Genomic DNA, 23074 nt, shown 5'->3' with positions numbered 1-23074 from the left:
CGGGGCGGCGTGCTGGAGGGCGTACCGGGGCGCTCAGCTGCCGGTGCCCCGGTAGGCCCGCAGCCCGGCCCGCCAGAGCAGGCCGGCCACGTAGGCGCAGAGCGCGGCGGCCACCGGCGAGGCGTACTGGAAGGCGGCGGGCAGCCCGAGCGGGTCGGGGCGGTCGAGGATCCGCAGGGCGGGCAGCCAGTTGACGAAGGCCAGCGGGATCCCGAACACGACCCCGGCCACCAGCTCCTTGGCGAAGATCGTCGGCGGGTAGTGCAGCAGGGTGGCGCCGCCGTAGGTGAAGGAGTTCTGGATCTCCTTGGCCTCGCCCCACCAGAACTGCAGGGTCGCGAAGCCGATGAAGAGCGCCGAGAAGATGACCGTCCCGCAGAGCAGCAGAACGGGCACCAGCAGCACGCGGTCCCAGGTCCACGCCACGTCCAGCGCGGTCAGCGACCAGGCCAGCACCGCGGCGGCCTGCACCGGGCGGCCGAGCCGGCGCAGCGAGAAGCGCTCGGCGCAGAGCTGGGCGAGCGCGGGGGCGGGCCGGATCAGCATGGTGTCGAGGGTGCCCGCGCGGATCCGCGCGCCGAGCGCGTCGGTGCTGCCGACGAAGAGGTTGGCCATGCCGAGGGCGATGCCGGACGTCCCGTAGAGGAAGCCCAGTTCGGGCAGGGTCCAGCCGCCGAGCCGGTCGGTGTGCTGGAACATCAGCACCACCACGAAGAAGTCGAGCGAGGTGATCATGATGTTGGCGCCGAGCATCAGCACGAAGGAGGCCCGGTAGGACATCACCGCCCTGGTCCACATCCCGGCCATCAGCCACCAGGCCCGCACCGACCAGCGGGCGCGCTCCAGCAGGGTCTCCGCCCCGGCGCCGGTCACGGTGTCAGCCACCCTGGACCACCACCCGGCGGGTCGCCAGCAGTTGGACGATCCGGCCGAGCGCGAGCAGCACCACGGCCCAGGCGGCCTGGAAGCCGAGCGCGCCGAGCAGGCCGGCCCCCGTGCTGCGCTCCAGGAAGACGTCGGTGGGCACCTGCACCAGCGAGGCCCACGGCAGCAGCGGCGCGATCTCACCGAGCAGGCCGGGGAAGAGGCCGATCGGCAGCAGCATCCCGGAGAAGAACATCGACACCACCAGCATCACCGACCGCACGCCGTCCGAGTCGTGCAGCCAGAAGCCGGTGAGCACGACCAGGTACCGCAGCCCGAAGCTGACCAGCACGGCGAGCAGCACCGACAGCAGGAACCCGGCCCAGACCAGCGGGTCGTGCGGCACCCGCAGGTCGAAGACGAGCGCCCCCGCGATCATCGGGGCGGCGCCGCGCGCCACCAGGTGGAAGCCGGCCCGCCCCAGGTCGCCGGCCAGCCACCAGCCCTGGAAGTCCACCGGGCGGTAGAGGTCGACGGCGATGTCACCGGTGCGGAAGCGCTCCTGGACGTCGTCCTGGAAGCCGCCGCCCCAGACCGCGACGGTGACCAGCAGGGCCTGGCTGACCCAGATGTAGGTGACGGCCTGGGCGGTGTCGTATCCGCCGAGGCCCGGCCGGGCCTGCCAGAGCGCGAGGAAGCTGTAGGCCAGGATGAAGCCGAAGACGGTGTTGGTGAAGGCGCCGGCCAAGGTGGCGGCCCGGTAGGTGGAGTAGCGGCGGAAGCTGCCCGCGGCGACCGCGAGGTAGACCCGGGCGGCGCCGGCGGTGGCCGTCCGCGGCGGGCGGCCGCGGGGCGGTCCGCCGGGCTTCGCTGATACCGGCATATTGTCTCCTTGTCGACTTAATGGGAGCGGGTCAAGGGCTCGGACCAGGGGCGACGCCCTGCCCGGACGACTCCGGGACACCCGCCGACACGCGCGGACGCACGCCGGAGAGGCTCCGACCGGCCGGACCCCGGGGTGACCCGGGCGGCGGGCGGAGCTCGCACCCACTGGCTGCGCTATGCGGTTCCCACCTTTCACCGTACCGCCACCGATCATCCGGCGCAGCCGAATTCCCCGCCCCCGGACCTCACCGGCCGTCCCCCGCGCCCCCGTTCGGCGCCGTCGCCTCCACCGGACCGCCCGCACCGCCCGGTTCCGCCCCCGGCCGGCGTCGAACCGCCCCGCCACGACTCCCGGAAGAACCACCTGATCACCGCTCAAATCGACATAATCACCCCATGAGCCAGGAGCCCGCCGACCACCGGCCCGACCCGCAGCCCGACACCGGCACACCCCCCGCGCTCACCGGGCCACCGGCCGGCGGCCCCGCCCACGGCACCCGGCGCGACCGCCGCCGCGCCCGCCGCACCGACCGCCGCCGGGCCCGGCGCGCCCTGCCCGGCTGGCGCCGCGCCATCCCCACCTGGCGGATGCTCCTCACCGGCCTGGCCGGCCTGCTCCTGCTCGGCATCGCGGCCTTCGTGACGCTCTACCTGATCGTCCCCGTGCCCGACGCCAACGCCCACGCCGTCGCCCAGAACAACATCTACTACTACGCCGACGGCACCGAACTCGCCCGCACCGGCGCCGTCAACCGCAGCGACGTCACCCTCGACCAGATCCCCGCCGACACCCAGCACGCCGTGGTCTCCGCCGAGGACCGCACCTTCTACCGCAACAAGGGCGTCGACCTCAAAGGCATGGTCCGGGCCGGCTGGAACACCGTCACCGGCCAGGGCACCCAGGGCGGCTCGACGATCACCCAGCAGTACGTGAAGAACTACTACCTGACCCAGGACCAGACCCTCTCCCGCAAGGTCAAGGAACTCTTCATCTCGCTCAAGGTCGACCAGCAGCAGAGCAAGGACCAGATCCTCGCCGGCTACCTCAACACCAGCTACTTCGGCCGCAACGCCTACGGCATCCAGAGCGCCGCCAACGCCTACTTCGGCACCGACGTCTCCCGGCTCACCACCGCGCAGAGCGCCTACCTCGCCGCGCTGCTCCAGGCCCCCAGCGCGTACGACGTCAAGAACGCCACCCCCGCCAACCGCACCCGGGCCGTCGCCCGCTGGAACTACGTCCTGGACGGCATGGTCTCGCTCGGCTTCCTCGACCCCGCCACCCGGGCCGCCACCAGCTTCCCCGAACCGGTCGACCCCAAGCCCGCGGTCGGACTCGCGGGCCAGACCGGCTACCTCGTCGACATCGCCGACACCTACCTGGCCGGCACCGGCACCGTGGACGCCGCCACCCTCAAGGCCGGCGGCTGGCGGATCACCACCAGCTTCGACAAGGCCAAGCAGGACGCCTTCGCCGCCGCCGTCCAGCAGGAGCTCACCGACGAGCTCGACCCCCGGGCCCGGCCCGGCACCGACACCGACGTCCGGGTCGCCGGCGCCTCCGTCGAGACCGCCACCGGCCGGATCGTCGCCGCCTACGGCGGGCCCGACTACGCCAGGCAGCCGTTCAACGACGCCCTGCGCCAGGACAACCAGATCGGCTCCACCTTCAAACCGCTCGAACTCGCCGCCGCCATCGAGGGCGAGGCCACCACCCAGGACGGCCGCCGCATCACCACCGAGACCGTCTACGACGGCACCAGCGGCCGCGACGTGGTCGGCGGCCCCACCCCCTACGACCCGCCCAACGAGGACGACATCGACTACGGCCCGGTGTCCCTGCGGCTCGCCATGGTGAAATCGGTCAACTCCGTGTACGCCCAGGAGGGGGTGGACGCCGGCCTGCCCGAGGTCCGGGACACCGCGGTCCGCCTCGGCATCCCGGCCGACGTCCCCGGCATGGACCCCGCCAACACCTCCATGACCCTGGGCACCGTCACCCCCAGCGCCATCGACCTGGCCGGCGTCTACGCCGCCCTCGCCAACCACGGCCAGGCGCTCAGCCCGTGGTCCGTCCTCAAGCTGGAACACACCGGCTACTCCGACATCCCCCGGCTGCCCGAGCACGAACCGACCACCGCCCTCGACCGGGGCACCGCCGACGCCGTCACCGGAGTCCTGCGCGACGTGATCAGCGGCCGCGGCACCGGCGCCGCCGCCCTCGCCCTCGGCCGGCCGGCGGCCGGCAAGACCGGCACCACCGACGCCAACCTGGCCGCCTGGTTCGCCGGCTACACCCCCGAACTCGCCACCACGGTCAGCCTGTTCAGGGAGAACCCGAAGACCCACGCCAAGGAGTCGCTGGCCGGCACCGCGGGCCTGACCCGGATCAACGGCGGCACCTTCCCCACCGAGATCTGGACCTCCTACATGTCCGACGCGCTCGAAGGCAGCCGGGTCCAGCAGTTCGACCTGCACCCCACCCAGGGCAACACCCAGCCCAGCCCGACCGCCACCCCGGGCACCGGCGGCACCACCATCCCGGGCACCCGCCCGGCCGGCACCCCCACGGCCGCCGCCAGCCCCACCCCCACCCCCGCGCCCACCGGCAACCCCGCCGGCAGCCCCACCCCGCCGCCGGGGCCGGGCCCCACCCCCCAGCCGAGCCCCGTCGTCACCCCCAGCCGCAGCGCCCCCGGCCGCGGCACGCCGTCCCCGGCACCGACCCCGCCCGGCGCCGCCGGCCCCACCCCGGCCGGCGCGCTCCCGCCCTCCCCGCCCCCGCCCAAGCCGTGAGCCCCAAACCGTGAGCCCCATACGTCAGCCCTGGACCGACAGCCCCGGGCCGCCCCGGCCCGGGGGCACCCACCCCGCCCCCGGGCCGGCACCCGCCTACCGCACCAGCTCACGCTCCAACGGCGTCCGGATCCGCGGCGTCACCCGCACCTCGCCGAGCCACCCCGCCAGCCGGACCGCCTCCGCCGCCACCGCGGCCTCCGCCTCCGCCCCCACGTCCGACAGCAGCCGCCACACCAGCTCACCGTCCGCCCGCTGCGCCCAGCCGCCCACCACCCGGCCGTCCCACCAGACCGTCGGCCCCGCGTTGCCCGCCCGGTCGAACAGCGCCGGCACGTCCTCCGCCCGCAGGTACCAGTCCCGGCCCCGCCACCCCATCACCGTCGGATCCAGCGCCGGCAGCAGCGCCGCCCACGGCCCTGACGCCCGCACCACACCCACGTCACCGGGCAGCACCACCCCCGCGACGCCGTCCCCCATCGCCACCTCCTGCGCGCCCACGTCCGCCAGCGCCCGCCGGGTGTCCCCGAGCGTCCAGCCCGTCCACCACTTGAGGTCCTCGACCGTGGCCGGCCCGTACGAGGCCAGCCAGCGGCGCGCCACCTCGGCCTTCGACTCGCGCACCGGCAGCTCCGGCCACTGCCGCACCGGCGCGTACGGGTAGTTGCTGCTCAGCCAGGAGCCACGCGGCCGGCAGCGCCGGACGTGCCCGTCCGAGGCCAGCAGGCGCAGCAGCCGGCTGCCCACGCTCTGCCGGGCCTCGTACGGCTTGCCCTCCGCCATCAGCATGGTCTCGCGCAGGGCCGGCACGTCCGCCGACAGCTCCGCCGTGGTCGCCTCGCCGCGCACCTCCAGCGCCGCCAGCACCGCCCGCTCGGTCCGGGCCAGCCGCGCCTCGTCCCAGCCCTCCGCGAAGTCCCGCAGGTGCTTCACCAGCGTCGCCCGCTCCCTGGCCGCGATCGCCCGGGCCGTCGAGGAGCTGACGAACGGCGCGAACCCCTCGGTCACCGCGAAGATCGTGCGCCGCATCGACAGCAGTTTCACCAGGGTCACGTCGTCGTACAGCGCCCGCTCCACCTCGGCCGCCGAAGGCTCGGCCAGCCGCGCGCAGGCCGACAGGTACACCGTGGCGGCGTCCGTCGCGTGCAGCCCGACCACCGCGTCCGCCACCTGCTCCACCGACTCCGCCCGCCGGGCGGGCACCAGCAGATGCCGCTCCCCCAGCCGGGCCCGGCGCTGCTCGTCACTGATCCTCGGGCGACTGCCACTCGTTCCGGTCATACCCGGGGACAGTAATGCAGCCGTCCCGCCCGATCACGGCGATCGGCGGGACCGGCCGGCCGGTGCCGGTCGGTGCCAACCGGGTGGCCACGGGCCGAAACCGCCCCCGGAGACGGCACGGCCGGGCCCGGCCGTGCAAACATGACCGCATACGAACAAGGTCAGCCGTGCTCCGGGCACCCATGGAGGAACCCTTGCCGAGATCGCGCGCCGGCGCTCCCCCCGCCGCTACCGCCACCGCTCCCGCAACTGCCCGGCTGTCGCTCGCCGCGGGCCTGCTGCTCCTCGCCCTGGGCTGCCAGGGCACCGGCCCGGACGACGCCGGCACCGGTTCCTCGCCCGCCGCCACCACCCGGCCCACGACGGTCGAGACCCTGTTCCCCGGCAGCGGCGGAAAGGGCGGCGTGCAGAAGGTCGACTTCCCCACCACCTCCGTCGGCTCGTCCGGCCCGCCCCTGCAGAACCTGGTGTTCCGCGGAGCGGCCCCCGACGAGCCGGACCAGGCATCGGTGACCGTACGCCGGGTCGTCCTGTCGAACAGCAACTTCCAGGTGACGGACGACAACTGCACCGGCGCCACCATCGGGGCGACCGCCTCCTGCACGGTCGCCGTCCGCTTCGTCCCGAAGTCCGCCGGCCTGAAGACCGCCGACCTGCGCGTCGAGACCACCGGCCCGGACATCCTCGGTCTGCTCTCCGGCACGGCCACCGGCGGACCGGACACCCCGCGGCCCACCGGATCGCCCGCCTCCTCGCCGCGGCGCACCACCGCCCCCGCCACCCCGACCGCCGTCCGCACCCCGGCCGCCACCGGCTACTCGCCGTAACGCGCGGAGTTCCCGCGCACCTCCACCCGCACGGAATCGTCCTCCGGCAGGACCACCGTCACGTCGTTCCCCGGCCGCCACTCGTGCGAGACCAGGTAGTAGCTGGACGGCGACTTCGCGAGCACGACGAACCCCGCGTACCGGTAGCGGAACGGCCCGCCCCCCTCACCCATGTCGTGGAAGGAGATGCCCGTGACGTCGTAGACCATCGGGTGCCGCAGGTACAGCAGCGCGAACGTCCCGCCCCTGAACCCCGAGGCGGCGTCCGCGCCGGCCCTCGCCCGCCCGGTGTCGCCGGCGTAGCGGGCCAGCGCGAAGAAGACCGTCAGCACCAGCATCGCGACCAGGACCGCCGCGGTCGCCGTCCAGACCCGCTCCCCCGGCGCACCGCCCCCCACCGGCCGCCTCCCCAGCCGGCGCAGCGAGACCGCGCCGACCGCCAGGCCCGCCCCCGCCGCCACCACCAGCGGGGGAACCAGCTCCCTGGGCCAGCCCGGCCGCAGCCGGGACAGCACCGACCGCGACCACCAGGGCGGCTCCAGGAAGACCGCGAACCCGAGCAGCAGCAGCGCCAGCCCCACCAGGAGCAGCACCGGGTACGCCCGCCGCCACCCGGCCGCGCCACGGCGCAGCCGCACCCTGCCGTCGGCCGCGCAGAGCACCAGGGTGACCACCAGCGCGCAGCAGAGCACCGACCAGACCGGGAGGAACACCGCGTTCGCGCTGTTCGCCAGATACCCCTGGACCGAGAAGGACAGGTCACTCGTCGGCACACCGAAGAACGCGTAGTACGCGGCCGTGTAGGTGCTCCCGAAGTAGTACAGCAGGCCGATCACGAGCGTCCCGGGCGCCAGCACGTACGCGGCCTTCCGGAGCAGCGGGCCGAGGCCGCCCTCCGCCCGTCCCGCCGCCGGCCCGGGCGCCCCGCCCGGCCGCCCGGCCCCGGGCCGCCGGCCGGCGCCCGGGAACCTGCTCCGCGGCGGCCGGACCGGTACTCGTCGACGGCGCGGCTCGGGCATACGCCCAGCCTGCGCCGCCGGCGCCGGCCACGCATCCGCTGCTCCGCCGTCGGACGGCACCGAACCCGCCGGCGGGGGCGCCGTGGGGACGGGCCGTCAGGAGCCGGTCCCGCCCCGGGCGCAGGCCCGCGGGGGCACCGGACGGCCGGAAGCAGCGGGCGGCCGGAGAAGGCGGGCGGGTCGGCGGACGCGGCCGGGCCCGAGAACGCGGCGGGTCAGAGGTAGAGGCCGGTGGACCCCTCGGTGTCACCGAACCGGGTCGCCGCCACCGCGTGCAGGTCACGCTCGCGCAGCAGCACGTACGTCGCGCCGCGCACCTCGACCTCCAGCTTGTCCTCCGGGTCGTACAGCACCCGGTCACCGGGCTCCACCGAACGGACGCTCTGGCCGACCGCCACCGCCTCCGCCCAGGTGCACCGCTTGCTCAGCTCGGCGGTCGCCGGGATCAGGATGCCGCCGGTCGAACGGCGCTCGCCCTCCGCCCCCTCGGTCTTCACCAGCACCCGGTCGTGCAGCATCTTGATCGGCAGCTTCTCGCCCAGCCGGTCATGGCGAGGTGCTTCGTCCTGCGGGGTCCGCGCGTCGTTGGTACTCACGCCCCGACCGTACCCGCCCGCGTGCGCCCGCGTGACCCTGGCCCGGCATGCGGAAGGCCGGGTACGCACATCCGGCGCACCCGGCCCGCACCCCCGCCCCCGGCACCGCGGGCCGCACCCGCGAGGGCCGGCCCGGCGGGCGCCGCGGGACTCAGCCCCGCCGGCGCTTGCGGGCCGACGCCAGCAGCAGCACCACGCCGACGCCCACCAGCGCGGCCGGCACGATCCGCTCCTTGCGCGGACGGCCCTTCTCGTCCGTGAACTGCGCCTTCGCCTTCTCGACCGCCCCGCTCGCCGCCACGTACGCCCGGCCGGCCTTCTGCTCGACCGAGGCCACCGCCTTCGCCTTCACCTGCGCCGCGACCGTCGACGGGTGCACCCGCACCGCGAGCTCGTCCAGGGTCGACGCCAGCTTGGTGCGGGTACGCGCGATGTCCGCCTCGATCTGGGCGGCCGTCCGCGTGTCCGCCTTGTCCTTCGTGCTCGCCTCGCCCACTAGGGCCACCCCATTCACCGATGTTGTCCTGTGCGACCGCCCCAGTTTGTCAGCTGACCCGGCGCCACGCGCGGCCCCACCCACCAACAGAGGTAAGTTTGCCGTGGTACGACCACCAGTCCACACGAGGAGAGATCCACCGTGAGCGAGCGCCTCCAGGCCGGAGACACCGCGCCTGCCTTCACCCTGCCCGACGCCGACGGCAAGCAGGTGTCCCTCGCCGACCACCTCGGTCGCAAGGTGATCGTGTACTTCTACCCCGCCGCCCTCACCCCCGGCTGCACCACCCAGGCCTGCGACTTCACCGACAACCTGGAGGCCTTCTCCGGCGCCGGGTACGACGTCATCGGCATCTCCCCGGACAAGCCCGAGAAGCTCGGCAAGTTCCGCGAGACCGAGGACCTCAAGGTCACCCTGCTCGCCGACGAGGACAAGTCCGTCCTGGAGGCCTACGGCGCCTTCGGCGAGAAGAAGCTCTACGGCAAGACCGTCGTCGGCGTGATCCGCTCCACCGTGATCGTGGACGAGCAGGGCAAGGTCGAGCACGCCCTGTACAACGTGAAGGCCACCGGCCACGTCGCCAAGCTGCTCCGCGACCTGAAGATCGCCGCGGCCTGATCCGTCCCGGCACCGGCGCGCCCCGGGCGGGGCGCGCCGGGCCCCCGGCGGCCCGGCCGAACCGGCCGCCCCGCACCGAACGGCCGCCCGGCGGCGCCCGGCCGGGTCGCTCCCCCGCGGATCTGTCACCAAGCTGTATCGATGGTGTCCTGAACGCGCGTAGTCGCACCCACACCCCACCCGGGTACCCCTAGGGTTCAGCGCACCGGGTCCAGCAGCCCGGTTCCCGCCGCGCCCCTGGAGTGACCGTGCCGAGCCACAGACCCGTCACCGCCCGCCGCCTTCCCGCCCGCCTGAGCCTGGCCGCCGCCGGTGCGGCCCTCGCCCTGGCGCTCACCGCCTGCGGACCGGAGGAGACCCCCGGGGTCGCCGACGGCCCCGCCGCGACCGGGCCCGCCCCGAGCAGCCCGGCCGCCGCCCCCGCCACCACCCCGCCCGCGACGGGGAAGACCCCCGCGCCGGCCCCCACCGCCACCGCGGCCCCGGCCGGGAAGCGGAAGGTCGCGGCGGCCCGGACGGCCGGCGGACTGGCCGTGTACACCGGGCAGGGTGCCGTGTCCGACGTGGCGATCGACCCCGGGGAGATGCGGGACGGCATGAACCTCGTCGTCTCGGAGTACGCGCCGGCCGCCAAGGGCGACGGCCGCCGGATCCTCCTGGTCGCGGTCGACAACGTCCCCGAGGACCCGAACAAGCGCCGCGAGCACTTGTGGCGCGGCCTGATCGACTACGCGCTGGACGGCGGCTCCACCGGCAGCCCGGGCACCGCCGCGCCGTACGGGCCCGGGCCGCTGGGCGGCTCGGTCGAGTGCCTGGGCCTGCCCGAGGCCGCCACCACCGACGTGCTCTGCGGCTGGGCGGACGCCTCCACCGCGGGCGTCGCGCTGTTCCCGAAGAGCACCGTCAAGGAGGCCGCCGCGCTGTTCATCGCGATGCGCTCCGACATCGAGCACTGATCCCGGCGGCCGTCGAGCGCTGATCCCGGCGGCCGGACCGCCGGGGGACGACGAAGCGGTGGCGGCACACCCCCCGACCGGGTGCACCGCCACCGCCGTCACTCACCTCGGTGAGCCGCTGTCATCCGATCAGCAGGCCCCGAGGTCGCTCCAGACGCCCCACGCACCGGTGGTCGTGGGGTCCTCACCCTTGGTCCACCACTTGTTGCTGTAGTAGTGGCCCTTCCACGACACCTTGGTGGTGGTCGCGTAGGTGGCGCCGGCGTCCCAGCTCGGGGCACCGGTGCAGGCACCGGCGGTGGCCGTCGCGGTCGGCGAGGCGGTCGCCGTGGCGGTCGCGGTCGGCGAGGCCGTCGCGGTGGCCGTGGCGGTCGGCGAGGCGGTCGCGGTGGGCGAGGCCGTCACGGTCGGCGAGGCGGTGGCCGTGGCGGTCGGGCTCGGCGAGGAGGTGCCGCCGGTCGCGCCGCGGGTCAGGTCGCCGGTCAGGCCGTAGAGCGTGCCCGCGACGTTCACCGTCCAGTTGGCCGGGGTCGAGACCGGCAGGTAGTAGGTGAAGTCCAGGTCGACGGAGGCGCCGGGCGCCAGCGACTGCCAGCCGGGCAGCTTCACCGAGACGCGGTTGTAGGTGCCCTTGAGGCCGCCCACGTTGCCCGGGCCCGGGTTGTCCTGCTTGATGACGGTCAGGCCGAAGCCGGACTGGTCCTTGGCGTTGCCCGGGGCCGAGTTGCTGTAGTCGAACTGGAACTCGGTGCCGCCCGGCAGGGTCAGCGTCGAGTTGTTGACGATGTGGATCTTCGGGTTGATCGGGTAGTTCGAGTCACCCAGCGCGAAGTTGGTGTACGTCACGTCGATCGGCAGGGTCTGCTGCGGCAGCGCGATCGTGGAGCGGGTCGCGCCGTACGGCGAGGCGGCCTTGAACTTGTCGTACATCAGCGAGGTCAGCGTCGAGCCCTGCACGTACTGGCCCTTGCCGCCGTTGGCGGCCGCGTCCCACTTGTAGTCGCCCGCGAGCTCCCAGATCATCGTGCCGCCGGCACCCTGGTTGACGATGTAGTCGGCCTTGGCGCCCACCGACTGCTCGTCCTCGGTCGAGAGGAAGACCTTCTTGGTGTCGTTCCACAGCCACGGCGCCACCAGCGAGGAGCTGTAGTTGCGGGTGTAGGTGCCCTGCAGCGCGGTGTCGGTCACGCCGTACTTGGCGAGGTAGTCGGGGACGACGCCCTTCTCCAGGTTCTTGGCGTGCCACATCGGGTTCGACCCGGCCGGGGACTCCTTGCCCGCGGTGTCCTTGTCGTTCCAGATGTTGTCGATGCCGACGGCACCGTCGCCGCACGCGGTGAGACCGGCGCCGGCCGGGCAGGTGGTGGCGCTCGCCGTGCCCCAGAGGCCGTTGGTGCCACCGGTCACGTTCTTGAAACCGCGGGTGTAGTACGGCAGGCCGACGTTGATCCGGCCGGCCGGCATCGCGCCGCGGAAGTAGTGGAACGCCCAGTCGGCGTTCAGGTAGCCGATGCCGCCGTACTGCGCGGTGCCGTAGACGTTGGCGGCCGCCAGCTCGCCGTCCTTGCCGTCGTCGAACAGCGAGGCGTTCGGGCCGACGTACTTGTTCCAGGCGCCGTGCAGGTCGTACGACATGATGTTCACGTAGTCGAGGTACTGCGCCGGCTGGTAGGTCTCCATGCCGCGCAGCAGGTAGCCCGAGGACGGGGCCGCGACCGAGAGCAGGTAGTGCTTGCCGTCGGCGGCGCCGGCCCGGTCGAGCTTCTCGCGCAGCGTCTTCATCAGCGCCGCGTAGCCCTTGGCCAGCGCACCGCGACGGGCGTTGGCGAGGGTCCAGTCCTGCGGGTTGCCCGCGTCCTTCATCGAGGTCGCGTACTCGTAGTCGATGTCGACGCCGTTGAAGCCGTACTTCTTGATGAAGTCGACCGCCGAGGCCGAGAAGGTGTCGATGCCCGCCTGGTTGACGGTGCCGTCGGCGTTGGTGGTCACCGAGTAGAAGCCGCCGGAGTTGACCCGGTTGCCGTCGTCGCCGAAGTAGCCGCCGGTCTCGGTCCAACCGCCCACCGAGATCATCGTCTTGACGTTCGGGTACTGCTTCTTGTACTTGGTCAGCAGGTTGAAGTGGCCCTTGTACGGGAGCGTCGGGTCCATCTCCGCGCCGGCCACGCCGGGGAAGGTCATCCCGGTGGCCTCGTTGTTCGGGCCGTCCGTGCCGACCGACAGCTTGTTGTCGCTGCCGATGTGCCCGAACGCGTAGTTCAGGTGGGTGACCTTGTCCCACGGGATGTTGTTCACCAGGTAGGCGGGGGTCCCGTCCTTACCGGTGCGCCAGCCCGTGAAGTAGCCGATGATGCGGCGCTGGTGGTCGGCGCCCATCTTCTCGCGGCCGGCCTCGTCGTAGACGGAGCAGTAGGGCACGTCCACGCCGGGCGTGGTGTACATGCCGTCGGGGCGACAGCTGGCGTTGTCGACGGTGGCCGACGCCTGCGACGGCGCCGCGCCCAGGGTGGCGACCAGCAGGCCGGCCAGCCCGGCGGCGGCGAGCGTGGCGAGGCCCGCCCGGACGCCGGGGCTCTTCTCGCGGCGAGCAGCGGTGGGACGCTCCTCGGCCGTGCTTCGGATCAACACTCGGTCCTCCAGGAGAGAGTGCCGGCGCGTACCTGTGGGGAGCACGCACGTGGGGGATACAAGATTGGCGCTGAAGCTATGTGGTCTGGACCACTCCGGTCAATAGGTCCGTACCAATTGGCAAAGAAGTTACCAACTTGCCACCTCAGCGCCCTGCGCCGGCCCAACTCTCTTGCATACCCGCGACCCAGACGCCCCAACAGTCGTTTCTACGAGCGGGGGACGGGTGCGCCATTCGACCCGGAGGGACCCGCATGACCGTCGAGTACGACCAGGAAGCCGTGCAGGCAGCGGTGGCGGCAGCGGCTTCGCCGGACGAGGCCCTGCTCGTGCCGGGACGCGAGCCGAACCGTTGCAGCCGCAGGCACCTGTGCGACAGGCTCGCCGAGTGGGCGATCGACGCCTCCCGCTTCAGGCCGACCGGCACGACATGCACGAAGGAACCGCTGGAGTAGGCCGCGGCGGCCTCGCACAGCATCGCCGGCGCCGTCCGCCACCTGGGCCGGCGTCAGACCGGAGGCACCCAAGCCCACACCGGGCGCCGGCTCAGGCGCTTCGGGATCGACATGTCGCACTTCACCGGCCAGGCGCACAACCGCGGCAGGAAGTTCCCGAGCAGGTTCCGCCCCGAGGAGATACTCGTCCGGCGCGCAGAGGGACTCAAGCGGCTCCCGGGAAGCCGGATCCGGCAGGCCCTGTCCGAACTCGGCCGGGCGGAGGTCTGCGAAGGTTGCGGGATCGGGCCCGAGCGGCAGGGAAGGCCGCTCACCCTCGAAGTGGATCACATCAGCGGGGACCGGTCGGACAACCGCGCCGAGAACGTCCGGCTGCTCCGCCCGAACTGCCACGCCACCACGGACACCTGCTGCGGCAGGAACAAGAACAGGCGGGCGTCATCCATGAAGGCCGGTCAGGTACCGCCGCAGCGGCAAATGACAGTGTCCACGGAGCGGCAGACCCCCTAGACTGAGCGCATGCGGCCGTGGCGGAATCGGCAGACGCCCTGGCTTTAGGTGCCAGTGGGCCTTGTGCCCGTGAGGGTTCGAATCCCTCCGGCCGCACTTGCCTCAGAAACGAAGGCCCGCTCGGATCACTCCGAGCGGGCCTTCGACGTGTCGGCGGACGCTCCGTCAGCCCAGCAGCTCCCGCACCACCGGCGCCAGCGCCCGGAAGGCCTGGCCGCGGTGGCTGATCGCGTTCTTCTCGTCGGCGGTCAGCTCGGCGCAGGTGCGGGTCTCGCCGAGCGGCTGGAGCACCGGGTCGTAGCCGAAGCCGCCGTCCCCCGCCGGGGCCGTGCGCAGCGTGCCGGGCAGGGTGCCCTCGACGACCCGCTCGGTGCCGTCGGGCAGGGCCAGGGCGGCGGCGCAGGCGAAGTGCGCGCCGCGGTGCCCGGGGGCGATGTCGGAGAGCTGGGCGAGCAGCAGGTCGAGGTTGGCGCGATCGTCGCCGTGCTTGCCGGCCCAGCGGGCGGAGAAGATGCCGGGGGCGCCGCCCAGGACGTCGACGCAGAGGCCGGAGTCGTCGGCGACGGCGGGCAGTCCGGTGGCCTTGGCGAGGGCGTGCGCCTTGAGGAGGGCGTTCTCGGCGAAGGTGACGCCGGTCTCGGCAACGTCGGGGATCTCGGGGTAGGCGTCGGCGCCGACCAGCTCGACGTCCAGTCCGGCGGCGCCGAGGATGGCGCGCAGCTCGGTGACCTTGTGCTGGTTGCGGGTGGCGAGGACGAGTCGGCGGGTGCTCATGGGCTCCACCCTAGCCAAGTCGGGGCGGGTGTCCGGGCCGGGCGCGGCGTCAGCCGGTGCAGACCTGGGTGAGGTTGCCGGCGGCGTCGCCGAGCGGCTTGAGGTCGGGGACCTGCTTGGCGTCGACGGCCTGCTGGACCTTGTCGACCTGGGTGGTGAGGTCGGTGATGGCCTTCGAGACGTCGGTGTTCTTGGAGTTCTTGCCGAGCTGGTCGAGGTCGTTCTTGAGCTTCTGGAGGGCCTGTCCGGCGGCGGCCGCGTCGTTGCTCGCGTTGTTGAAGGCGGTGGTGACGTCGGTGATGTCACTGCTGATCCTGATGGCGGTGTTGCCGCAGTCGAGGGCCTTCTGCGCGGCCGAGCAGCTGACCGCGCTGAGCGGGAGGATCGCGATGAGCGCCGCCGCGGCGAGGGTGGCGGGGCGGGCGATGCTCTGGGGCATCCGGTCCTCCTGGGTGCGCGGGTTCCGCGGGGAATGACGCTGGTGACGTGCCGGCGGTTCCGGTTCGGGGTGCTGCGGGAACGGTACGGGCTCCGGGCCCGGCCTGTACAGCAGCCGATGTCCGGAGCCCGTGTCGCGCGCGGCGGGTCGGCCCGGTCAGGCGCCGAGGGCCTTGCGCTGGATCTCGTCGAGTTCGGCGCAGCCGAGGGTGCCGAGGTCGAGGAGCTGGTCGAGCAGGGCGCGGTCGAAGGGGGCGCCCTCGGCGGTGCCCTGGACCTCGACGAAGCGGCCGTCGGAGGTGCAGACGATGTTCATGTCGGTCTCGGCGCGGACGTCCTCCTCGTACTGGAGGTCGAGCATCGGGACGCCGTCGATGATGCCGACGCTGACGGCGCTGACGCCGCCGGTGATGGGCTGTCCCTTGGCGCGGAGGATCTTCTTGTCGCGGGCCCAGGAAACGGCGTCGACGAGGGCGACGTAGGCGCCGGTGATGGCGGCGGTGCGGGTGCCGCCGTCGGCCTGGAGGACGTCGCAGTCGAGGACGATGGTGTTCTCGGCGAGGGCGCGGTGGTCGATGACGGCGCGCAGCGAGCGGCCGATGAGGCGGCTGATCTCGTGGGTGCGGCCGCCGATGCGGCCCTTGACGGCTTCGCGGTCGCCGCGGGTGTTGGTGGCGCGGGGGAGCATGGAGTACTCGGCGGTGACCCAGCCTTCGCCGCTGCCCTTGCGCCAGCGGGGGACGCCTTCGGTGACGCTGGCGGTGCAGAGCACCTTGGTGTCGCCGTAGGAGACGAGGACGGAGCCTTCGGCGTGCTTGCTCCAGCCTCGTTCGATGGTGATGGGGCGGAGCTGGTCGGGGGTGCGGCCGTCGATGCGTGACATAGCGTCCGAGCGTAGTCGGTCGCGGGGTGCCGCCGGTGTGCGGCGGGGGTGTGCGGCGCGGGCCGGCGCGGGCGTAGGGGCAGGTGGGCGGGGGCGTACGGGGGCGGGCACGGGGGCGTGGGGGCGGCCGTATACGCGGACGGCCCGCGCGGCAGCGGGTGCTGCTGGGCGGGCCGTGTGGGTGACCGTGGGGTCAGGTCACATCATGTCTTCGATGTCGGCCGCGATGGGGTCGGCGTCGGTGCCGATGACGACCTGGATGGCGGTGCCCATCTTGACGACGCCGTGGGCGCCGGCGGCCTTGAGGGCTGCTTCGTTGACCAGGGAGGCGTCCTTGACCTCGGTGCGCAGGCGGGTGATGCAGCCTTCGACCTCTTCGATGTTGTCGATGCCGCCGAGACCGGCGACGATCTTCTCAGCCTTGCTGGCCATGTCTTTCTCCCTCTGTCTCGGCGTCGGCTGCTTTGCCGGGTGCCGTACTGCCTTGTGCTGCGGTGTGGGGTCGGTGCTGACGCGGGCTCATGTGCCGTGTTGCGTCAGCAGCGCGACCAGCATCACCCGAGTTCGACCGGTTTGCCAGGTTAGTCCACGTTTGGCGCACTTCGGCGCGCGCCCTCTGGATCTTCGTCCGAGGATGGCGGGGAGCGGGACCTCCGGCCGCCCGGCGCGCCACCCACGGCGCCCCGAGTGGTCTACACCAATCTTACGTCCACTCCGGTGAACGCGGGAAACGCCCCAGGTGTTCCGGGAGCTCACGCCGACCGACACGGACCGGGCACTGCTCTCGGAGGGCCATGATGAGTTCAGCGGGCGCCGCATCGTCACAGGCGAAATGGTGGCACGGCTTCTACGGCGGCCTCCAGAAGATGGGCCGCAGCCTCCAGCTGCCGGTGGCCGTCCTGCCCGCCGCGGGCATCCTGAACCGGCTGGGCCAGCCCGACGTCTTCGGGGCCGACGGCCTCGGCTGGGACAACGTCGCCAAGGTCTTCGCCGCGGCCGGCGGCGCCCTGCTGGACTCCGGGCTGGGCCTGCCGCTGCTGTTCTGCATCGGCGTCGCGATCGGCATGGCCAAGAAGGCCGACGGCTCCACCGCGCTCGCCGCGGTGGTCGGCTTCCTGGTCTACTACAAGATCCTCCAGTCCTTCCCGGAGGACTGCCCGGCGCCGACCAAGCTGGTCGCCAACGCCTGCGTGGACGTGGCCAACGCGAAGGCCGAGGCCGCCGTCTACCAGAACCCGGGCGTGCTCGGCGGCATCCTGATCGGCCTCTTCTCCGCCTGGCTCTGGGTGCGGTTCCACCGCACCAAGCTGGTCGACTGGCTCGGCTTCTTCAACGGCCGCCGCCTGGTCCCGATGATCACCGCCCTGATGGGCATGGTGCTGGGCAGCCTCGCCGTCTGGATCTGGCCGCCGATCGGGCGGGCCATGACCGACTTCAGCCAGTGGCTGGTCGACCTCGGCTCCGGCGGCGCCGGGATCTTCGGCGTGGCCAACCGCACCCTGCTGCTGATCGGCATGCACCAGCTGCTGAACACCTTCGTCTGGTTCCAGTTCGGCGACTACACCAAGGCGAACGGCGAGGTGGTGCACGGCGACATCCCGCGCTTCCTCGCGGGCGACCCGACGGCCGGGCAGTTCACCTCCGGCTTCTTCCCGATCATGATGTTCGCCCTGCCCGCAGCCGCCCTGGCCATCGCGCACGCCGCCAAGCCGCACCGCCGCAAGGAGATCTACGGCCTGATGCTGTCGGTCGGCCTGACCTCCTTCGTCACCGGCGTCACCGAGCCGATCGAGTACTCCTTCGCCTACATCGCCCCCGCCCTGTACGCGGTGCACGCCCTGCTGACCGGCGCCTCGATGGCGGTCACCTGGGGGCTGGGGGTGCACGACGGCTTCAGCTTCTCGGCCGGCCTGATCGACTACGTCATCAACTGGTCGCTGGCCACCAAGCCCTGGCTGATCATCCCGATCGGCCTCTGCTTCGCGGTGGTCTACTACCTGCTGTTCCTCTTCATCATCAAGAGATTCAATCTGAAAACGCCCGGCCGAGAGGACGAGGACGAAGTCGAGGACGTCACCAAGGCGTAGCCGGGAATTCTCCCGCGGAGCAGGCCCCCGCCCTTTCGGTCCGGGGGCCTTTTCCGTTCCGGAACGGCCGGGAAGGCGACCGGCACAAACGCCCGCACCGAATTCCGGCGGCCGAATTCCACGCCCATTCGCCGACTCCTGCCCGAGGAGCCGGCCGGGCGGCCGGTGCCGCCGGGGCCGGGCGGCGGGGACCGGTGCTCGAGGGGCCCGCCCCGGGGCCGGGCGGCGGTGACGGCGGGGCGGTGACGGCGGGGCGGGCGGGCCGCCCGGCGGCCCCGAGGGAGTCGTCCCGGGGCAGGTCGGCGGCATTCCGGGCGGTCCCGGCGGCCGTTCCGGGCGGCCGGACGGCGGGGGGCCGGAAATCCGCGGAATGCCCTCGGGCCCGGCCGCGCGGCACGTGTCGTGATCCGGGCGAAGTTGTGCAGTTCCGGCGATGATCGACCACTTCGGATTCCATCGCCCCCGGTTCGTGGCAGGCTACTTGTTCGTGATGATGTCCGGTCAGGCGGAGCGCCGCGCACACCGCCGCAGGCCAGGCCCCTGCAGTCGGCGCCCGGGGCGTCCCGGCGGCGCCGGCCGGCCGGTCCGGACCGTGCTCACCCGGCCTTCACGACGGCCGCCCGCCGTTCACCGTCGTCCGGTCCTGCGCCCCGCCGGCGGAGACGGCCGCGCGGACATCCCCAGGGGGCCGACCGTTCGTCCACCACCGCCCGCCCGGACCCGCCGGCCGGCACCGGGCGGGCATTTTGTTGCGCAAATCGCCAAAGTCCCAATCCGGCCCGCGGAATCATGATCGCGAATCCTCGGGAAGGTTTCGATTTCATAGCGCTTCCGGCCCGCGCCCCTATCCGGGGTTCCCCCCCTTCTCGGCTCATGCTAGAAAACTGGTCTACACCACGTGTGGTGTAGACCAGTTCGCGGCGGTCCTCGTCCCCTGCACCACCCGACCGCCCCTGCCGTAAGGAACCTCCCCCATGACTACGTCTGCGCAGGCACCGGCGCCCGGTGCGGCCCCGGCCCCGGCCCCGTCGCCGAGCCCCGCCAAGAAGTACGGCCAGAGCGTCCTCCAGGGTCTGCAGAAGGTCGGCCGCAGCCTCCAGCTCCCGATCGCCGTGCTGCCCGCCGCGGGTCTGCTGCTCCGTCTGGGCCAGGACGACGTCTTCGGCAAGGACGGCCTCGGCTGGGACAAGGTCGCCTCCGTCTTCTCCACCGCCGGCCACGGGGTGTTCGACAACCTGCCGCTGCTGTTCGCGGTGGGTATCGCGATCGGCTTCGCCAAGAAGGCCGACGGCTCCACCGCGCTCGCCGCCCTGGTCGGCTTCCTGGTCTACAAGAACGTGCTGACCGCCTTCCCGATCACGCCGTACGAGATCCTGCCCGGCAAGGACAAGGCGGCGACCTTCCAGGACCCGGGGGTCCTCGGCGGCATCGTGATCGGCCTGCTGGCCGCCGTGCTCTGGCAGAAGTACCACCGCACCCGGCTGGTCGACTGGCTGGGCTTCTTCAACGGCCGCCGGCTGGTCCCGATCATCATGGCCTTCGTCGGCACCGCCGTCGGCGTGCTGTTCGCCCTCCTCTGGGGCCCCGTCGGCGACGCCATCACGAGCCTGAACGACACCCTGATCGGCGCCGGGGCGCTCGGCGCGGGCGCCTTCGGCCTGGTCAACCGCGGTCTGCTGCCGGTCGGCATGCACCAGTTCGTCAACTCCTACGCCTGGTTCCAGACCGGTGACTTCACCCAGCCCGACGGCACCGTCGTGCACGGCGACCTGAACCGCTTCTTCGCTGGCGACCCGACCGCCGGACAGTTCATGTCGGGCTTCTACCCGATCATGATGTTCGCGCTGCCCGCCGCCGCCCTGGCCATCGCGCACGCCGCCAAGCCGCACCGCCGCAAGGCCGTGATGGGCATGATGATGTCGCTGGCCCTGACCTCCTTCGTCACCGGTGTCACCGAGCCGATCGAGTTCGCCTTCGTCTTCATCGCCCCCGCCCTGTACGTCATCCACGCGCTGCTGACCGCCGTCTCGATGGCCGTCACCTGGGCCCTCGGCGTGCACGACGGCTTCACCTTCTCGGCCGGCCTGATCGACTACGCGCTCGCCTGGAACAAGGCCTCCAGCCCCTGGATGATCGTCCCGATCGGCCTGGTCTTCGCGGCCCTGTACTACTTCCTGTTCCGCTTCGCGATCGCCAAGTTCGACCTCAAGACCCCCGGTCGCGAGGACGACGACGAGGTCGAGGACGTCACCAAGGCCTGACGCCCCACCGCACCACGCTCCACCGCACCCCGCCCCGCCGCTCGCTGCCCGAGCGGTGGGGCGGGGTGTTCCCGTGCCCGCCCGGGGCCGTCCGGCCCGGGCCGGACGGGGCGTCCGCCGGAAGACGGTTGACGAATCGGCAAGATCGCTGGTCCACTGGGGCGATGAAGGCCCGGCGCATTCTGGTCACCCGCAGCCACATCGACTTCGGTCGCGTGTGGTCCGCGGCGTGTCGCGCCTGACCCCTTCCCCGCGGCCGCCCGGCTGACGTCCCGCCCGGCCCTGCCCGCCCCCAGCAACTCGTGTCGCCCGCCAAGGGCTCCCCGCCACGTACCCGCACGAGGAAATCAAGGCTGCCCCATGCCCCGCCAGCTGCACTTCTCCGCTGCCCTCGACAGCCCCGGACACGTCCGGGCCGGCCACTACACCGCGCTCGCCCTCGCCGCCGAGCGCGCCACCCTGGACTTCGTCACCCTGGACGACTCCTTCACCGCCGCGCCGCACCGGCCGGACGCCCTCGCCGCCCTCGCCCGGCTCGCCCCGGCGACCGGCCGGGTCGGCCTGGTGCCGGCCGTCACCACCACCCACACCGAGCCCTTCCACACCTCGATCTCCGTCAACACCCTGGACTGGGTGAGCGAGGGCCGCGCCGGCTGGCTGGTCACCGTCTCCGGCACCGAGGAGGAGGCCCGCGCCTTCGGCCGGCGGCCGGTCGCGCCGCCGCCGGAACTCTGGGCCGAGGCCGCGGACGCCGTGGAGGTCGCCGCCCGGCTCTGGGACAGCTGGGAGGACGACGCCGAGATCCGCGACGTCGCCACCGGCCGCTTCGTCGACCGCGACAAGCTCCACTACACCGACTTCCAGGGCCGGTACTTCTCGGTCCGCGGCCCGTCCATCACCCCGCGCCCGCCCCAGGGCCGCCCGGTCGTGGTGGTGGCGCTGAACGCCGACGACCTGCCCGAGCGGACCGCCCTGGCGACCCGGTACGCCGACGTCGTCCTGCTCGACGCCCCCGGGCCGGAGGCCGCCAGGGCCGCCGCCGACCGGCTCCGGCTCCAGGCCGGCGAGCAGCTGCGGATCCTGCTGCGGCTCGGCCTCGCCCTCCCCGACGCGGTGGCGGCGGACGCACTGACCGAGCGGATCGCCGGGACCGGCGGGGTGGACGGCTTCCACCTCGTCCCCGCCGACCCCGGCCGCGATCTCGCCGCGTTCGCCGACCGGGTCGCGCCGGCCCTGCGGGCCCGCGGACTGCTGCGGACCGCCTACACCGGCCGCACCCTGCGCGACCACCTCGGCCTGGCCCGGCCGGCCAGCCGGTACGCCGCCGGCCCCGACCCGGTCGCAGCCGCCGCTCCCGCCCCCGCCACCACCCGCTCCCCCGCCGAGGTGTCCCGATGACCGGCCGTCCGCTGAAGCAGATCCACCTCGCCGCCCACTTCCCCGGGGTCAACAACACCACCGTGTGGACGGACCCGGCCTCCCGCAGCCAGATCGAGTTCTCCTCGTTCCGGCATCTCGCCGAGACCGCCGAACGCGGGAAGTTCGACTTCTTCTTCCTCGCGGAGGGCCTGCGGCTGCGGGAGGTCAAGGGCCGGATCCACGACCTGGACGTGGTGGGCCGGCCGGAGTCGATCACCGTGCTGAACGCGCTGGCGGCCGTCACCGACCGGCTCGGGCTGGCGGCGACGGTGAACGCGACCTTCAACGAGCCGTACGAGCTGGCCCGGCGGCTGGCCTCGCTCGACCACCTGTCCGAGGGCCGGGCCGCCTGGAACGTGGTGACCTCCTCGGACGCCTTCACCGGGGAAAACTTCCGCCGCGGCGGCTACCTGGACCGCGCGGACCGGTACACCAGGGCCGCCGAGTTCGTCCGGCTCGCCCGGGAGTTCTGGGACGCCGACGGCGCGGAGGTGAGCCACGCGGGGCCGCAGTTCGACGTGACGGGCACGCTGTCGCTGCCGCGCCCGCCGCAGGGGCACCCGGTGGTGATCCAGGCGGGCGACTCCGAGGAGGGGCGGGAGTTCGCGGCCTCGGCCGCGGACGTGGTGTTCAGCCGGCACAGCACGCTGGCGGCCGGACAGGCCTTCCACACCGACGTGAAACGGCGGCTCGCCGCGTACGGGCGCAAGCCGGACGAGCTGAAGATCATGCCCGGGGTGACCTACGTGCTCGGCGACACCGACGCGGACGCCCACGAGCGGGCGGCCGAGATCCGCCGGGCCCAGGTCGGGCCGCGCACGGCGATCGCGTTCCTGGAGCAGGTCTGGGGCGTCGACCTCTCCGACCACGACCCGGACGGGCCGCTGCCGGCGGCCGACCCGGTGCCGGACAGCGCGCTGGTGCAGGGCCGCACCCGGCTGGGGGACCCGCTGGAGATCGCCGCCAAGTGGCGGGCCACCGCCGCCGAGAAGAACCTGACCACCCGTGAACTGGTGATCGAGCTGACCGGGCGGCAGTCCTTCATCGGCTCGGCCCGCACCGTCGCGGCGCAGCTCGACGAGCACGTGCAGAACGACGCCGCGGACGGCTTCATCCTCGTCCCGCACCTCACCCCGGGCGGGCTGGACGACTTCGTCGACCAGGTGGTGCCGCTGCTGCAGGAGCGCGGGGTGTTCCGGACCGAGTACACCGGCCGGACGCTGCGCGAGCACCTCGGGCTGCCGTCCCCGGGCGGGCGCTGAGCCCGGGGCGGGCCGCCCC

The 23074-nt window shown here is 73.1% G+C and carries 20 protein-coding genes, 1 tRNA gene and 1 pseudogene; 11 read left to right on the top strand and 11 right to left on the bottom strand.

From position 1 onward, the window contains the following. Positions 1 to 33: 33 nt before the first annotated feature. Together IE329_RS14970 and IE329_RS14965 are read right to left on the bottom strand one after the other, a co-directional pair. Positions 34 to 807: an ABC transporter permease gene (locus tag IE329_RS14970; protein ID WP_190211439.1), complete on the bottom strand. Its 774-nt coding sequence runs from the start codon at positions 805 to 807 to the stop codon at positions 34 to 36. Between the two features lie 70 nt (positions 808 to 877). Next, complete coding sequence (locus tag IE329_RS14965) at positions 878 to 1747, bottom strand: ABC transporter permease (protein ID WP_190211363.1); 870 nt, start codon at positions 1745 to 1747, stop codon at positions 878 to 880. Between the two features lie 398 nt (positions 1748 to 2145). On the opposite strand from IE329_RS14965, the gene IE329_RS14960 reads away from it, so the two are divergent. Continuing rightward, the gene (locus IE329_RS14960; RefSeq protein ID WP_190211362.1) at positions 2146 to 4545 is read left to right on the top strand and encodes a transglycosylase domain-containing protein; all 2400 of its coding nucleotides are present in this window, start codon (positions 2146 to 2148) and stop codon (positions 4543 to 4545) included. Positions 4546 to 4641: 96 nt separating this feature from the next. Here IE329_RS14960 and IE329_RS14955 read toward each other — a convergent pair whose 3' ends face one another. Beyond that, the gene (locus IE329_RS14955) at positions 4642 to 5826 is read right to left on the bottom strand and encodes a winged helix DNA-binding domain-containing protein (RefSeq protein WP_190211361.1); all 1185 of its coding nucleotides are present in this window, start codon (positions 5824 to 5826) and stop codon (positions 4642 to 4644) included. Positions 5827 to 6020: 194 nt separating this feature from the next. Between IE329_RS14955 and IE329_RS14950 the strand changes: the two genes are divergently transcribed. Beyond that, positions 6021 to 6653, top strand: coding sequence for a hypothetical protein (locus IE329_RS14950; RefSeq protein WP_190211360.1), 633 nt, complete (start codon positions 6021 to 6023; stop codon positions 6651 to 6653). On the opposite strand, the gene IE329_RS14945 is transcribed toward IE329_RS14950, so the two are convergent. The 3 genes from IE329_RS14945 to IE329_RS14935 all read right to left on the bottom strand — a co-directional run bounded on the left by IE329_RS14945 (position 6641) and on the right by IE329_RS14935 (position 8773). Then, positions 6641 to 7510 (bottom strand): hypothetical protein, encoded by an 870-nt coding sequence (locus IE329_RS14945; protein ID WP_190211456.1) that lies wholly within the window; start codon positions 7508 to 7510, stop codon positions 6641 to 6643. The two genes, IE329_RS14950 and IE329_RS14945, sit on opposite strands and share 13 nt — an antisense overlap. 377 nt (positions 7511 to 7887) lie before the next feature. Next, positions 7888 to 8190, bottom strand: a complete 303-nt coding sequence (locus IE329_RS14940) for a GroES family chaperonin (RefSeq protein ID WP_229912727.1) — start codon at positions 8188 to 8190, stop codon at positions 7888 to 7890. 229 nt (positions 8191 to 8419) lie between these two features. Continuing rightward, entirely contained in the window at positions 8420 to 8773 is a 354-nt protein-coding gene (locus tag IE329_RS14935) for a DUF3618 domain-containing protein (protein ID WP_229927447.1), read from the bottom strand. A 132-nt stretch (positions 8774 to 8905) separates the two neighbouring features. Here IE329_RS14935 and bcp point away from each other — a divergent pair, with 132 nt between their 5' ends. After that, entirely contained in the window at positions 8906 to 9382 is a 477-nt protein-coding gene (gene bcp / locus IE329_RS14930) for a thioredoxin-dependent thiol peroxidase (RefSeq protein ID WP_190211359.1), read from the top strand. Between the two features lie 248 nt (positions 9383 to 9630). After that, the gene (locus IE329_RS14925; protein ID WP_190211358.1) at positions 9631 to 10338 is read left to right on the top strand and encodes a hypothetical protein; all 708 of its coding nucleotides are present in this window, start codon (positions 9631 to 9633) and stop codon (positions 10336 to 10338) included. 129 nt (positions 10339 to 10467) lie between these two features. On the opposite strand, the gene IE329_RS14920 is transcribed toward IE329_RS14925, so the two are convergent. Beyond that, positions 10468 to 12960, bottom strand: a complete 2493-nt coding sequence (locus IE329_RS14920) for a chitinase C-terminal domain-containing protein (RefSeq protein WP_373311196.1) — start codon at positions 12958 to 12960, stop codon at positions 10468 to 10470. Between the two features lie 260 nt (positions 12961 to 13220). Here IE329_RS14920 and IE329_RS14915 point away from each other — a divergent pair, with 260 nt between their 5' ends. The 3 genes from IE329_RS14915 to IE329_RS14905 all read left to right on the top strand — a co-directional run bounded on the left by IE329_RS14915 (position 13221) and on the right by IE329_RS14905 (position 14027). Beyond that, the gene (locus IE329_RS14915) at positions 13221 to 13421 is read left to right on the top strand and encodes a hypothetical protein (RefSeq protein WP_190211356.1); all 201 of its coding nucleotides are present in this window, start codon (positions 13221 to 13223) and stop codon (positions 13419 to 13421) included. A gap of 111 nt (positions 13422 to 13532) precedes the next feature. Continuing rightward, positions 13533 to 13931: an HNH endonuclease gene (locus tag IE329_RS42035; protein ID WP_190211355.1), complete on the top strand. Its 399-nt coding sequence runs from the start codon at positions 13533 to 13535 to the stop codon at positions 13929 to 13931. 11 nt (positions 13932 to 13942) lie between these two features. After that, positions 13943 to 14027, top strand: a tRNA-Leu gene (locus IE329_RS14905). A 69-nt stretch (positions 14028 to 14096) separates the two neighbouring features. Here the strand turns inward: IE329_RS14905 and rdgB are convergent. The 4 genes and pseudogenes from rdgB to IE329_RS14885 all read right to left on the bottom strand — a co-directional run. Further along, positions 14097 to 14705: an RdgB/HAM1 family non-canonical purine NTP pyrophosphatase gene (rdgB, locus tag IE329_RS14900; protein WP_190211354.1), complete on the bottom strand. Its 609-nt coding sequence runs from the start codon at positions 14703 to 14705 to the stop codon at positions 14097 to 14099. Between the two features lie 49 nt (positions 14706 to 14754). Further along, on the bottom strand, positions 14755 to 15144 hold the full coding sequence (locus IE329_RS14895) for a hypothetical protein (RefSeq protein WP_190211353.1): 390 nt from the start codon (positions 15142 to 15144) through the stop codon (positions 14755 to 14757). 156 nt (positions 15145 to 15300) lie between these two features. Then, entirely contained in the window at positions 15301 to 16026 is a 726-nt protein-coding gene (rph, locus tag IE329_RS14890) for a ribonuclease PH (RefSeq protein WP_190211352.1), read from the bottom strand. Between the two features lie 198 nt (positions 16027 to 16224). Beyond that, a pseudogene (locus tag IE329_RS14885) lies at positions 16225 to 16461 on the bottom strand (glucose PTS transporter subunit EIIB); the annotation flags it as partial. Positions 16462 to 16823: 362 nt separating this feature from the next. Between IE329_RS14885 and IE329_RS14880 the strand changes: the two are divergent. The 4 genes from IE329_RS14880 (at position 16824) to IE329_RS14865 (ending at position 23055) form a co-directional block, all read left to right on the top strand. Further along, on the top strand, positions 16824 to 18113 hold the full coding sequence (locus IE329_RS14880) for a PTS transporter subunit EIIC (RefSeq protein ID WP_190211438.1): 1290 nt from the start codon (positions 16824 to 16826) through the stop codon (positions 18111 to 18113). A gap of 974 nt (positions 18114 to 19087) precedes the next feature. Continuing rightward, entirely contained in the window at positions 19088 to 20374 is a 1287-nt protein-coding gene (locus IE329_RS14875; protein WP_190211351.1) for a PTS transporter subunit EIIC, read from the top strand. 360 nt (positions 20375 to 20734) lie between these two features. Further along, a complete protein-coding gene (locus IE329_RS14870) occupies positions 20735 to 21772 on the top strand; it encodes an LLM class flavin-dependent oxidoreductase (RefSeq protein ID WP_190211350.1) in 1038 nt (345 codons plus the stop codon). Further along, entirely contained in the window at positions 21769 to 23055 is a 1287-nt protein-coding gene (locus IE329_RS14865) for an LLM class flavin-dependent oxidoreductase (protein WP_190211349.1), read from the top strand. The genes IE329_RS14870 and IE329_RS14865 overlap by 4 nt, the downstream gene beginning before the upstream one ends. Positions 23056 to 23074 lie beyond the last annotated feature (19 nt).

The sequence above is a fragment of the Kitasatospora indigofera genome, from assembly GCF_014655955.1.
GTDB classification, from domain to species: Bacteria; Actinomycetota; Actinomycetes; order Streptomycetales; family Streptomycetaceae; genus Kitasatospora; species Kitasatospora indigofera.
This window is presented reverse-complemented; position numbering and strand designations above follow the sequence as displayed.